Here is a 12,435-nt window from a genome sequence, read left to right as displayed (position 1 = left end):
CGGGCCATGCCCGGCGAGCGCGCAGCGCGGCCAATCAGGCATTCCGCCGGGCATGGCCCGGCGCTACCGGTCAGCGCTTGCCGCGTCGTGCCGGTGCCGGCGGCGGGGCATCCGAACGCGGCTTGGCGTACTCGGCCCACAGCGCCGGCAGTGCCTTGCCGGCGTGCTTCTGCCACAGCGCCGGGGTGTACTGGCCTGCACGCAGGGCCTTGTCCAGCGTCAGTACCAGGCCGGGGTGTTCGCCCTCGGCCCACTTCAGGAACGCACCGGTCACCCGGTAGCCGCTTTCCACGGTCTGGCCCTTGCCCACCTTCTGCGGCAGCGCCCAGCCCGCCGCAGCATTGCCCATGCCATAGCGGTCGCGTGCGTAGTCGGCGATGCCTTCCACCAGCCAGCCCGGCACGCGCTTGTCGCCGTAGCTCGGGTAGCCCTGCACGATGTGCATCGCCTCGTGGGTCACCAGGTCGATGTCATCGGGGTGCTGCAGCAGCCAGCCCGGGTTGATGGTGATCGTGGTGGCCTTGTCCTTGTCGCCCACGTAGGCGACGCCGTTGTAGGCCGGGTCGATCACGATGCGCACGTCGGCCGGCGCCTTCGGGTGGAAATCCGCCCGTTCGCGCAGGTAGGCGAAGTAGAACGTGTCGATGATCCGCTTCCGTACCGGCGCGGACAGCGCGCCGGTGGGATCCTGGTAGGAGAGGGTCACGCCTTCGCGCGTGACCTGGCCATCGAAGGCATCGGTCTGCGATGGCTGGCCCTGCGCGATGCCGGGCAGGGTGAATGCAGCGAGGGCAAGAGTCAGCAGGCGAAGGCGCATGGGATCAGTTTACGGTGGAGGGCGACAACAGTTCGATCTCGGCCAGCTGCAGGCGCCCCGGCGCAGCCACGCGCAGACGGTACTCTGCAAAGCGTGAGGGCGAGGCGATGCGGAACGGGCGAGTCTGCCGCGGCGAGGTGAAATCTTCGCTACGGCGCTCATCCAGCGTCGTCCAGCGGCCGCCGGCCGTGCGTGCTTCCAGCGTCCATCCGGCACCGCGGATCGCGCCTTCACCGCTGGTCAGCGTGTACATCGTCGGCGCGCCATCGCCCACCACCGTCAGTGCAATGGTGGCGCCCGCGCCCAGCGGCACGGCCGTGGTCGCATCGTCGTCCAGCAGCGCGGGCACCGCACGGCCATCGGCCAGCGCCGCGCGGGCACCGTTGCCGAGCAGGTCATGCAGCATCTGCGGGCGCTTGCCCGGCGCGGTCAGCGAACGCGGCACATCGTAGGCACCGCTGCCCCAGCGCGAGGGCTGCGGGCCCATCACGAAGTCCAGCGTCGCACCCTTGGCGATCATCTCGTGCGGCACCCAGGTCTTGGTCCACGGCTTGCCGTTGATCTTCAGCGACTGCACGTAGACGTTCTGCGCCGAGTTGTTGGCCGCGTTGACGGTCAGCACCGCGCCGCCCTGCAGTTCCACCCGCGCATGCTCGAAGGCCGGCGAGCCGATCACGTACTCCGGCGCGCCCATGCGCAGCGGGTACAGGCCCAGCGAGGCCAGCACATACCACGCCGACGTCTCGCCGTTGTCCTCATCGCCCGGGTAGCCCTGGCCGATCTCGCTGCCGACATAAAGGCGCGACAGGATCTCGCGCACGTGCTGCTGGGTCTTCCACGGCTGCCCGGCGTACAGGTACATCCACGGGATGTGGTGCGCCGGCTGGTTGCTGTGCGCGTACATGCCCATGCGCACGTCGCGCGCTTCGGTCATCTCATGGATGGTGCCGCCATAGGAACCGGCCAGCGCCGGGTCGGCGGTTTCCGGGGTCGAGAAGAACGTATCGAGCTTGGCGGCCAGCTTGTCGCGGCCACCGTACAGCGCAGCCAGGCCCTCGCCGTCGTGCGCGGCGGTGAAGGCGAACGTCCAGCCGTTGGATTCGGTGTAGTCGTAGCCCCACACACGCGGGTCGTAGGCCTTCGAATCCAGGCGCCAGCTGCCATCTTCCTTGCGGCCCTGGAAGAAGCCGGCGGCCGGGTCGAACAGGGTCGAATAGCCGGCCGCGCGGTAGCGGAAGTAATCGGCCTCGGTGCTGTAGCGCTCGCGTTCGGCGGCGCTGCTCGCGCGCTTGGCCAGGGCCTGCGCCATGTTGGCGATGCCGAAGTCGTTCAACGCGCCTTCCATCGTCCACGACATGCCTTCATGCACGTCGGCGCTGGCGTAGCCACGGAAGGTCGAGCGGTCCATGCCCTTGCGGCCGACATGGCGGTCCGGTGGCACTACGGTGGCGTTCTTCAGCGCGGCGGCATAAGCCTCGGCCGGGTCGAAGCCACCGATGCCCTTCAGCCACGCATCGGCGAAGGCCACGTCCGAGCTGGTGCCGACCATCAGGTCCGCGTAGCCCGGCGAGGACCAGCGTGCGATCCAGCCACCCGCGCGGTACTGCTCGATGAAGCCCTGCACCAGCTTGCCGGCATCGTCCGGGGTGAACAGCGCATAGGCCGGCCACGTGGTGCGGAAGGTATCCCAGAAACCGTTGTTGACGTACACCTGGCCATCGCGCACCGGCGCGAAGCTGCGGTTGGCGCTGCCGTCGGTGTTGTTGTCCTCGGCGCTGGCCTGGCTGGCGTAGCGCCAGTCCGGCGCGGCCGCGGTGCCGGCATTTTCATGGCCGGAGTTGGGGTACAGGTACAGGCGGTACAGGCTGGAATACAGCGTGGTCTTCGCATCGTCGCTGGCATTGCCGATGTCGAAGCGGGCCAGGCGTGCATCCCAGGCGTCCTGCGCGCGGCCGGCGACGCTGTCCAGCGTGTCGGCGGCGGCGATTTCCAGGTCCAGGTTGTGCCGCGCCTGCTCGACCGAGATCAGCGAGGTGGCGATGCGCATGGTCACCTGGCGATCGCTGCCCGCGTCGAACTTGATGTAGCCGGTGGGGCGGCCGGTGTCGATGCGGCCGCTGCTGCGCCACGGCTTGTCGAAGCGGGCGACCACGAACATGCGGGTGGCGCCGTTGGACAGGCCGCTGCGGGTATCCGTATAGCCGCTCAGGGTCTGCGTGGCCGCATCGAGGCTCAGGCCGCCACGCGCATCGACGTTGTCGAACAGCAGGTTGGCATCACCGCCCTCGGGGAAGGCGAAGTGGAACAGCGCGGCGTGGTCGGTCGGCGCGATGGACGCGGCGATGCCGTTGTCGAAGCGTACGTCGTAGCGGTACGGGCGCGCGCTTTCGTGGCTGCGGTCGAAGGACAGCGCGCGCTTGCCACGGTCGGCCTCGGGCACGCCACGGCTGGCCGAGGGCATCACCTGGAAGGTCTGGCGGTCGCCCATCCACGGGCTGGGCTGGTGGCTCAGTGCCAGCGCCTGCAGCTGCGGACGGTTCTTCGCATCGTTCTGCTCGTTCCAGCGGTACAGCCAGTTGAGCGCGCCGGCATCGGTCACCGGGGTCCAGAAGTTGAAGCCATGCGGCACCGCCGTGGCCGGGAAGTTGTTGCCGCGCGAGAAGGTGCCGTTGGCCTGGGTGCCGCGGGTGGTCAGCACCCAGTCCGAAACCCGCTGCGGCACGTTGCGCGGCTGCGCATCCAGGCGCACGTCGTCGATCCAGCCGGAGACCGGCGCGCCCTCGGCGCTGGCCACCTCCAGCTCGATGGCGACCACGCGGCGGCCGCGCAGCGCCGGCACGTCGCCCAGGCGCACGGCCTTGCGTGCCCACTGCTGCGGGTACAGCGTCTTCGAATCGCCCTGCGCCTGTGCGCCGAGGGCGATGCCGTGCTGGTCGCGCGCGTTGCTGGCGGACACGCGGCTGCCATCGTCCAGGCGCAGGTCCAGCGATACGTAGGTGGAGGCCACCGTGTCCTTGCCGACGATCTCAGGCAGGACCAGCCAGGACAGCGTGGTATCGGCGTCGATGGCCAGGTCGGTGTTGAACAGTTCGCGCCGCGCGCTGCCACCGCCGGCCTGGTAGTGCAGGGCGCGCAGGCCGCTGTAGCCGACATTGCGCTTGGCCGCATAGGGCTCGGCCGGGCCGTTGCCGATCTGCACCTGCAGGGCGCCGCCGGCCTTGGCCGGTGCCGGTTCGCCCGCTTCGAACGAGGTCTGCAGGCCCTGCGCCAGTGCGGGCAGGGCGGGGGTGGCGCAGGCCAGGGCGAGGGCAAGCGGAAGCAGGGCGCGGCGCGGATCGGACAGGGTCATGCAGGGTCTCCCGGTAGGGCAGGCGGCAGGCAGAACCCGCATCGGCACGCACCACGGACAGCATCGCGCCCGCCGCCCAGGGGGCAGTGGAAAGGGGCGATGCCGGTCCGGTGGGGGTCGGGCCGTGCGATCGGGTCAGGGTCGGAATCGCCCCGATCCTGCCTCAGCCCATTGCCCCCTGACAAGTGCAATTAGTTCGATCCAAATCCGGCAAAACCGTTTCATTTCAAATTATTGACAGATTGCCTTGGATCGATTTAAAAGTGGCCAGCTCACCCCTGTACCGGAATGCCCCGCATGTTCTGATCCGGGCCGGCCCCATGGCCGTCCCGCTGTTGCCCGCCACTGCCGTCCATCCACGACCTTCCCGTCCGCCCCCCACCGGCTGGACCGTCATCCGCCTCTGGAGAGAGCTTGATGAAACCCCGGTTGTTGTCGTTGTTGATGTCGTCGTTGCTGTTGTCGCCACTTGCCGTACAGGCCCAGTCCACCCCGCAGGGGGAAGGCACCGATCCGCCGCGCACCCGCGACCTGGATGCGGTCAAGGTCACCGGCTCGCTCATCCCGCGCGCACAGGTGGAGGGTCCCTCGCCGGTCACCACCATCACCGCCGAGCAGATCCAGGCACAGGGCTTCACCACCGTGTTCGACGCGCTGCGCTCGCTGCCGGTGTCGAACGGCTCGGTGCAGGATTCGCAGGGCACTGGCTTCTACACCCCGGGCGCCAAGACCATCAGCCTGTTCGGCCTGGACCCCAGCTACACCCTCACCCTCATCAACGGGCGGCCGATCAACAGCTACCCGCTGGCCTACAACGGCAACACGAGCATCGCCGACATCGCCAACATCCCGCTGGGCATGGTCGAGCGCATCGACGTGCTCACCGGTGGCCAGTCCTCGGTGTATGGCTCCTCGGCCATTGCAGGCGTGGTCAACATCGTGCTGAAGGACCGCGTCGAAGGCACCCACCTGCGCTACCGCGTCGGCGGCTACAGCCAGGGCGGCGGCTCCAGCCAGCGCTTCAGCGCCAGCAGCGGCCAGACCTTCGGCAACCTCGATATCAGCTACGGGCTGGAATACACCAACCAGAAGGCGATCTACGCCTTCGACCGCAGCCGCATCGACAGCGTCAACGACAACCCGACCGGCCCGCAGGATCCTTCGCGCAGCTTCCTGCGCATGCGCATGGGCCCCAACGCCTACATCGACCCGGGCGCGGCCACCTGCGCGCCCCTGTCGGACCTGTTTGGCGGCAGCACCGTGTACGCGCACCGTGACATCTCCGGCGGCGGCTACTACTGCGGCACGCCTGACAACGTCGGCACCGCGTCGCTGTACAACTCCAGCCAGGACGTCAACGCCACCACCTTCCTGCGCTACCACCTCAGCCCGGACACCGAGCTGTACTCGGACATCCTGTTCGGCTTCGGCCGGCCCACCTACAGCGGTGGCAGCCCGTTCTGGAACAAGACCTTCTACAACCAGACCAGCGGCCAGTACGAACAGTGGCAGCGCATCTACGCGCCGGAGGAAGTCGGCCTGGATGCCAAGGACCAGCGCGTCTACACCCGCTCGCTCAACATCACCGCCGGCGTGCGCGGCGTGCTTGGAGGCTTTGACTACGACATCTACGTCAACCGTTCCAGCACCGACGTCACCCGCAAATCCACCGATTTCCTGGCGAAGAACGGCGTTGACGACTACTACCTGGGGCCGATGCTGGGCATTCAGGATGGCTACGAGGTCTACGCGCCGGATCTGTCGCGGCTGTACCAGCCGATCAACCGCGAGCAGTACGACAGCTTCAGCGGCCTCAACCGTGCAGCATCCAGTGCGTCGCGCACCGCAGTGACAGCGCTGCTGACCGATCGCTCGCTGTTCACCCTGCCGGCCGGCGACGTCGGTTTCGCGCTGATCGCGCAGGGCCAGCGCGAGAAGTTCTTCAACCAGTCGGCCGATCCCAACGCGGGGGTGCTGTTCCGCGGGCAGACCGCCGGCACCTCGGCGCAGGGCCAGCGTGACCTGTACGCGCTGGGCGCCGAACTGCAGGTGCCGATCATCGATACGTTCAGCGCCAACCTGTCCGGGCGCTACGACAAGTACGCGCTGCAGGGCGGCGGTGGCAACGGCAAGGCCACCTGGAAGCTGGGGCTGGAATACCGGCCGATCGAATCGCTGCTGCTGCGCGGCAGCTACGCCACCGCCTTCCGTTCGCCGGACATGTTCTACCTGTTCTCGCGCGAAAGCAGTGGCTACACCACCAACACCGATCTCTACCAATGCCGGCAGGCCGGGTACACCTCCGACAACTTCGACGAGTGCGACCAGTCCGGCCTCTCGGTGCTGTCCTCCAGCACCGGCAACCGCGACCTGAAGGACATCACCGCGCGCACCTTCACCTATGGCGTGGTGTGGTCGACCCTGGACAACGCCTTGACCCTGTCGGTGGACTACAACTCGGTGGTCATCGAGAACGAAGTGCGCATCCTCGGCACCGACAGCATCCTCGACACCGAGGCCAACTGCCGCCTGGGCGTCTCGGAGAACGGGCAGACCCAGTTCGACATCAACTCGCCCACCTGCCAGCAGGTGCTGGGCCAGGTGCAGCGCAAGCCGGCCACCGATCCGCTCAACCCGAACGGCGTGGACAAGGTGTTCTCGTACCCGATCAACATCGCCAGCCAGCGCCAGAACGGCGTGCAGGCGGCGCTGGACTACCGCTGGGCCACGCAGTCGGTGGGTGACTTCGCGGTCAATGCCGGCTACTACCGGCCGCTCAAGCACACCACCCAGGACAAGGAAGGCGACCCGGTCTACGACCAGCTGTGCTGCGCCAACTCCAACGAGCTGCAGTACCGCGCCACGCTGGGCGTGAACTGGAAGCGCGGGCCGTTCACCGCCAGCGCCTTCGGCATACGCAATGCCCCCACCTGGGACAGCCGCGGCGAGCAGCGCGACATCGGCCCTTGGACCACCTGGAACGCGACGGTCGGCTACCGCATCAACGACCTGGCCAGCCTGCTGCTGACGGTCAACAACCTGACCGACGAGATGCCGCCGATCGACCGCAGCAACGGCAACTGGCCGTACTACGACCAGGGCGTCTACAACGCCTTCGGCCGTTCGGCCTTCCTGGAACTGTCGCTGGACTTCCAGTAAGGGCCGCTGGCCCCCGGGCACGCCCGGGGGCCTTGAACGGGCAGGGGGCGGCCGGACCGCCCCAAGGTGCTAGAATCGCAGGCCTCGCAATCCGTTCATCGACACCCGCCATGAGCCATACCGCCACCGCGCCCGCCAACGCCGAAAAGCGCTACACCGTGCACCGCAGCGACCTGCCGCTGAGCTGCCCGACTCCGGAAATGGCGCTGTGGAACTCGCATCCGCGCGTGTACCTGCCGATCGAAGACGAGCCCAACGGCGAGGCGAAGTGCCCGTACTGCGGTTCCACCTTCGTGCTGGCCGACTAAGCAGGCACCTCGATGCGCCGACTGACCGTGGTGCAGTTGCTGCCGGCGCTGCACTCCGGTGGCGTCGAGCGCTCGACCCTGGAAATCGCTGCGGCCCTGGTCGCCGCCGGCCATCGCGCGCTGGTGGTGTCCGCCGGTGGCCGCCTGGTGAAGCCGCTGCTGGACAGCGGTGCCGAGCACCTCACCCTTGATATCGGCCGCAAGTCGCTGCTGACCCTGCGCCACCTGTCCACCCTGCGGCGGTTGTTCGCCGAGGTTGGTGCGGACATCGTGCATGCGCGCTCGCGCCTGCCGGCGTGGCTGGGCCTGTACGCGATCCGTGCGATGCCGGCCGCGCAGCGCCCGCACTGGGTGACCACCGTGCACGGCCTGAACTCGCCCAGCCGCTACAGCGCGGTGATGACCAGCGGTGAGCGCGTCATCTGTGTATCCAACACGGTGCGCGACTACGTGCGGCAGCATTACCCGACGGTGCCGGAGCAGCGCCTGCAGGTCATTCCGCGTGGCGTCGATGTCGGCCAGTTCCCCCGCGTGGCCCGTGCCGACCGCCGGCCGCGGCTGGCGCTGGCCGCCGATTACCCCTGGCTGGCCCAGGTCGACGGCCCACTGCTGCTGCTGCCGGGCCGTGGCACCCGCCTGAAGGGTCATGCGCACGCACTGCAGCTGCTGGCCGACGTGCGCGCTGCCGGCGTGCCGGCACAGCTGTGGATGCTGGGCACCGACGAGCCCGGCCGCGAAAGCTACGTGGCCGAGCTGCGCCGCCAGGCGGCCGCGCTGGGCGTGGCCGAGGCGGTGCAGATCAGCACCCCGACCGCGCGCATCGCCCAGGCCTATGCGGCCAGCGATCTGGTCCTGCAGCTGTCGGACAAGCCCGAGGCATTCGGCCGTACCGTGGTCGAGGCGCTGTCGGTCGGTCGCCCGGTGCTGGGCTGGGACCATGGTGGCGTGGGCGAACTGCTGCAGCAGCTGCAGCCGGCCGGCGCCGTGCCGCTGGGCGATGCCCGGGCGCTGGGTGAACGTGCGCTGGCCCTGCTGGCGCAGCCGCCGTCCTTGCCGAGCCGTATCCCGTTTACCCTGCAGACCATGCAGCGTGACACCCTCCGCCTCTATGCCGACCTTGCAGGCTGACGCCGCACCCATCGCGGGTGACGAGCGCGCCGGGCGCTGGGCGCCTTGGTGGGTGCTGGCCTACGTGGCCCTGTGGCCGCTGCCGGGAATCGCCGAAACCGTGCTCGGCCTCGGCGCGGTGTATGCCGCAGTGCGCATGATCATGCGCCGCCTGCAGCGCCGCCCGCACCTGCTGACGCCCGCGGCGTGGGCACTGACCTCGATCCTGTTCCTCGGTTACTGGTTGCCACAGGCGCTCTCCGCCTTCGATGCGATCGACCCGGCGGCGTCGTGGACCAAGGCGGCCGCCGGCCTGCGCTACCTGCCCTTCATGTGGCTGGTGGCGATCGCCGTGGCCACCCCGCAGCGGCGGCGCCTGATCTTCGGTGGCCTGGCGCTGATCACCGCGCTGTGGACGCTGGATGCGCTGGTACAGGCGATGGCCGGTACCAGCCCGTGGTTCTGGTCGCTGCAGCAGCTGAAGCTGGCGGTCAGCGGCCACGCGCTGTGCCCGGCCGAGGAAATGGCCCTGGCTGACCGCCTCAGTGGTCCGCTGGGGCCGTGCAACCTCAAGTTCGGCCAGGTCCTGGCCAGCCTCTCGCCGTTCCTGCTGCTCCCCGCCGCACGCCGCTTCGGTACGCCGGGCTGGCTGCTCGCCGGTGCGGCGCTGGCCATCGTGCTGCTGCTGGCCGGTTCGCGCGCGTCGTGGATCACCTTCGCGGTGATCGTGGCCTACAGCGGCATGCGCCAGCTCGGCTGGAAACGGCTGGGCCTGCTGGCAGTGGTCGGCCTGCTGGCCACGGCGGCACTGGCCGCCAGCGTGCCGCAGCTGCGCGAGCGCGTGGCGCGCACCGCGATGGTCTGGGACGGCGGCACCGAGGGCGTCGACCAGGCGCTGTCCGGACGCGGGCGCATCTGGAGTGCGGCCGGTTGCATGATTGCCGAACACCCGATCAACGGCGTGGGCGCACGCGGCTTCCGCGATGCGTACCCGCAGTGCGTCGGTGACGATGGGCCCGCGGTGTGGGGCGCCGAACCGGCGCTGCACGCCCACCAGATCGTGCTGGAAATCCTCGCCGAAACCGGCGTGCTGGGGCTGCTGCTGTGGCTGGCCGCCGTCGCCCAGGCGTGGCGCGCCTGGCGTTTCGCACCGCCCGCGGCCCGTGACCGCGCGCGCCCGGCAATGCTGGCGCTGGCCGCCACCGTGTTCCCGCTCAACACCCACCTCGCGTTCTATTCCGCGTTCTGGGGCGGGGTGACGGTGTTGTTGGCTGCGTTGTTCGTCGGCACGTTGCTGGCCCGCGAACCGGACGACGCACCGAAAGCGGTGTGATCGCGTATCCACGCCGATGCGTGGTTGGGCCTTTCCCGGTTATCGGTGGAAACGGTTATTTGTAGAAATCGCTTCTGCCACCGGGCTGGCGCTTGAACCGCCGATGGATCCACAGATACTGGTCCGGGGCCTCGCGCACCATCTGTTCGATGGCCTGGTTGACCCGCGTGGTATCGGCTTCCACGTCCTCGCTGGGGAAGTTCTCCAGCGGCGCGCCGATCTTCAGGAAGTACTTTCCGCCTTCGCGGCGGTGGAAGTAGGGGATCACCGCGCAGCCGGTCATCCGCGCCAGCTGGTGGGTGGCGGTGATGGTGGCGGCGGTGTGGCCGAAGAACGGCACGAACACGGTGTCCTTGCCGCGCATGTCCTGGTCCGGCGCGTACCACAGGAAGCCGCCCTTCTTCAGGTGGCGCACGGTGGCACGAATGTCCTCGTTGGCGTACATCGCCTTGGCGTAGCGCAGGCGGCCGAACTTCACCGCCCACTCGTACACCGGGTTCTTGTGCTTGCGGTACATGCCCGACAGGTCGACGTGGTCGCACAGCAGGCGGCCGCACATCTCCAGGGTCATGAAGTGCCCTGACACCAGCAGCACGCCGCGGCCTTCGGCCTGCATCTGCTTGAGGTGCTCCAGGCCCTCGATCTGGACCTGCGGGCGGATGCTGTCGATGCTGCCCCACCACGAACGCGCGCATTCGAAGATGCCCACGCCGAGGGCATCGAAGCTGTCGCGCACCAGGCGGTTGCGCCAGGCTTCGTCCTTCTCGGGGAAGCACAGCTTCAGGTTCACCTCGGCGGCACGGCGGCGGCTGCCGAGCAGGCGCCAGGTGATCCAGCCGACGCCGCGGCCGAGCGCGCGCTGCAGCATCCAGGGCAGCCGGGCGATGCCGAAGGCAGCGAACATGGCCGCGAACATCGGCCAGTTGCGGGGATCGGCCAGGGACGGGCGGACGGCGGTAGAGGCATCGGACATGCCGCCATTCTACCAACCCCGCCGCGTGTCTTTCCCGGGGGGCTCCCGTATCCTTGCCGCATGCGTAAAGACCCTGTCGAATGGATCCTGCGCGGCCTGTATTCGGTCGTGCTCTACATCCTGCTGCCAATCACCGTGTACCACCTGGTCTGGCGCGGTTTCCGGGTCCGTGAATACTTCCGGCGCTGGGATGAACGCTATGCGTCCTATCCGCAGCCGACCGGCCAGCCGCGGGTCTGGCTGCACGCCGTCTCGGTGGGCGAGGTCAACGCCGCCGCGCCACTGGTCAACGCCCTGCGCGAGCAGCGCCCGGACATCCGCTGGGTCATCACCACCATCACCCCGACCGGGTCGGAGCGGGTGCGCGCGCTGTGGGGCGATGCGCTGGACCACGTCTACCTGCCGTATGACGTGCCGGGCAGCGTCAACCGTTTCCTCGGCCATTTCCAGCCCAGCCTGGCGCTGATCCTGGAAACCGAGCTGTGGCCGAACATGCTGTTCGGCTGCCGCGACCGCCGCATCCCGGTCTACATCCTCAACGCCCGCCTGTCGGCCCGCTCGCTGCGCGGCTACCGGGTGCTGGCCGCGCTCATCCGCCGCGCGCTGCGCACCGTCACCTGCGTGGCCGCGCAGTCGGAAGACGACGCGGCGCGCTTCGTGCAGCTCGGTGCGGCACCGGAGCAGGTACAGGCGCTGGGCAACCTGAAGTTCGACATCACCACGCCGGATGTGCGGCCGTTCGTGGCCCAGTTCCATGCGCAGGTGCCGGCCAAGCGGCCTGTGTGGATCGCTGCCAGCACCCACGATGGCGAAGAGCAGGCGGTGATCGACCTGCATCGGCGCCTGCGCGAGCGCCATCCGGACCTGCTGCTGCTGTGGGCACCGCGCCATCCCGAACGCTTCCCGAAGGTCGAAGCGCTGGCCCGCGAGCAGGGCTGGAGCGTGGCCACGCGCCGCGCGCAGCAGTGGCCGGGTGCGGGCACGGAGGTGTTCGTCATCGATACGCTGGGCGAACTGATGCCGTTCTATGGCTGTGCGCAGGTCGCCTTCGTGGGCGGCAGCCTGCAGGCTATCGGCGGGCACAACCTGCTGGAACCGGCGGCAATGGGCACGGCTGCGGTGACCGGTCCGCACCTGCATAATTTCTCCGAGATCTCGCGGCGCATGCGCGAGGCCGGGGCGCTGCTGATCGGCGAGGACGTGCAGGCGGTGGGCGATCTGCTGCAGCACCTGCTGGACGACGCGCAGGCCCGCGAAGACATGGCGCGGGCCGGTTGCACGCTGGTGAGCAACGGCCGCGGGGCGCTGCAGCGCACGCTGGCGCTGGTCGCACCGCACCTGCCGCCGCCGCGCGACTGAAGCTGGCGCACGGTGCCGTCCCGGTACTGT

The 12,435-nt window shown here is 69.0% G+C and carries 8 protein-coding genes; 5 read left to right on the top strand and 3 right to left on the bottom strand.

From position 1 onward, the window contains the following. Nucleotides 1–70: 70 nt before the first annotated feature. Together DCO49_RS10340 and DCO49_RS10335 are read right to left on the bottom strand one after the other, a co-directional pair. Nucleotides 71–817, bottom strand: a complete 747-nt coding sequence (locus DCO49_RS10340) for a basic secretory protein-like protein (protein WP_116863960.1) — start codon at nt 815–817, stop codon at nt 71–73. Between the two features lie 4 nt (nt 818–821). Continuing rightward, nucleotides 822–4,166 (bottom strand): GH92 family glycosyl hydrolase, encoded by a 3,345-nt coding sequence (locus DCO49_RS10335; protein ID WP_116863959.1) that lies wholly within the window; start codon nt 4,164–4,166, stop codon nt 822–824. A 417-nt stretch (nt 4,167–4,583) separates the two neighbouring features. Here DCO49_RS10335 and DCO49_RS10330 point away from each other — a divergent pair, with 417 nt between their 5' ends. The 4 genes from DCO49_RS10330 to DCO49_RS10315 all read left to right on the top strand — a co-directional run bounded on the left by DCO49_RS10330 (nt 4,584) and on the right by DCO49_RS10315 (nt 10,073). Then, a complete protein-coding gene (locus DCO49_RS10330) occupies nt 4,584–7,325 on the top strand; it encodes a TonB-dependent receptor (RefSeq protein WP_116863958.1) in 2,742 nt (913 codons plus the stop codon). Between the two features lie 110 nt (nt 7,326–7,435). Then, on the top strand, nt 7,436–7,633 hold the full coding sequence (locus DCO49_RS10325; RefSeq protein ID WP_108769947.1) for a zinc-finger domain-containing protein: 198 nt from the start codon (nt 7,436–7,438) through the stop codon (nt 7,631–7,633). Nucleotides 7,634–7,645: 12 nt separating this feature from the next. Further along, nucleotides 7,646–8,761 carry a glycosyltransferase gene (locus DCO49_RS10320; protein WP_116863957.1) on the top strand — a complete coding sequence of 372 codons (1,116 nt, stop codon included), beginning with the start codon at nt 7,646–7,648 and terminating at the stop codon, nt 8,759–8,761. Then, the gene (locus tag DCO49_RS10315; RefSeq protein ID WP_116863956.1) at nt 8,742–10,073 is read left to right on the top strand and encodes an O-antigen ligase family protein; all 1,332 of its coding nucleotides are present in this window, start codon (nt 8,742–8,744) and stop codon (nt 10,071–10,073) included. Before DCO49_RS10320 ends, DCO49_RS10315 begins: the two co-directional genes overlap by 20 nt. 55 nt (nt 10,074–10,128) lie before the next feature. Here DCO49_RS10315 and DCO49_RS10310 read toward each other — a convergent pair whose 3' ends face one another. Next, on the bottom strand, nt 10,129–11,046 hold the full coding sequence (locus DCO49_RS10310) for an LpxL/LpxP family Kdo(2)-lipid IV(A) lauroyl/palmitoleoyl acyltransferase (RefSeq protein WP_116863955.1): 918 nt from the start codon (nt 11,044–11,046) through the stop codon (nt 10,129–10,131). Between the two features lie 60 nt (nt 11,047–11,106). Here DCO49_RS10310 and waaA point away from each other — a divergent pair, with 60 nt between their 5' ends. After that, nucleotides 11,107–12,405 (top strand): lipid IV(A) 3-deoxy-D-manno-octulosonic acid transferase, encoded by a 1,299-nt coding sequence (gene waaA, locus DCO49_RS10305; RefSeq protein WP_116863954.1) that lies wholly within the window; start codon nt 11,107–11,109, stop codon nt 12,403–12,405. The last annotated feature ends 30 nt before the right edge of the window (nt 12,406–12,435 follow it).

Origin of the sequence: Stenotrophomonas sp. SPM (assembly GCF_003105135.1) — a bacterium.
Taxonomy (GTDB): Bacteria; Pseudomonadota; Gammaproteobacteria; order Xanthomonadales; family Xanthomonadaceae; genus Stenotrophomonas.
The sequence above is the reverse complement of the archived record's forward strand: the minus strand, read 5'-3'. Positions and strand labels throughout refer to the sequence as shown.

Excerpts from the sequence above, each read along its gene's own strand:
- DCO49_RS10340 (WP_116863960.1), bottom strand. The coding sequence starts at position 817 with ATGCGCCTTCGCCTGCTGACTCTTGCCCTCGCTGCATTCACCCTGCCC.
- DCO49_RS10335 (WP_116863959.1), bottom strand. The coding sequence starts at position 4,166 with ATGACCCTGTCCGATCCGCGCCGCGCCCTGCTTCCGCTTGCCCTCGCC.
- DCO49_RS10330 (WP_116863958.1), top strand. The coding sequence starts at position 4,584 with ATGAAACCCCGGTTGTTGTCGTTGTTGATGTCGTCGTTGCTGTTGTCG.
- DCO49_RS10325 (WP_108769947.1), top strand. The coding sequence starts at position 7,436 with ATGAGCCATACCGCCACCGCGCCCGCCAACGCCGAAAAGCGCTACACC.
- DCO49_RS10320 (WP_116863957.1), top strand. The coding sequence starts at position 7,646 with ATGCGCCGACTGACCGTGGTGCAGTTGCTGCCGGCGCTGCACTCCGGT.
- DCO49_RS10315 (WP_116863956.1), top strand. The coding sequence starts at position 8,742 with ATGCCGACCTTGCAGGCTGACGCCGCACCCATCGCGGGTGACGAGCGC.
- DCO49_RS10310 (WP_116863955.1), bottom strand. The coding sequence starts at position 11,046 with ATGTCCGATGCCTCTACCGCCGTCCGCCCGTCCCTGGCCGATCCCCGC.
- waaA (WP_116863954.1), top strand. The coding sequence starts at position 11,107 with ATGCGTAAAGACCCTGTCGAATGGATCCTGCGCGGCCTGTATTCGGTC.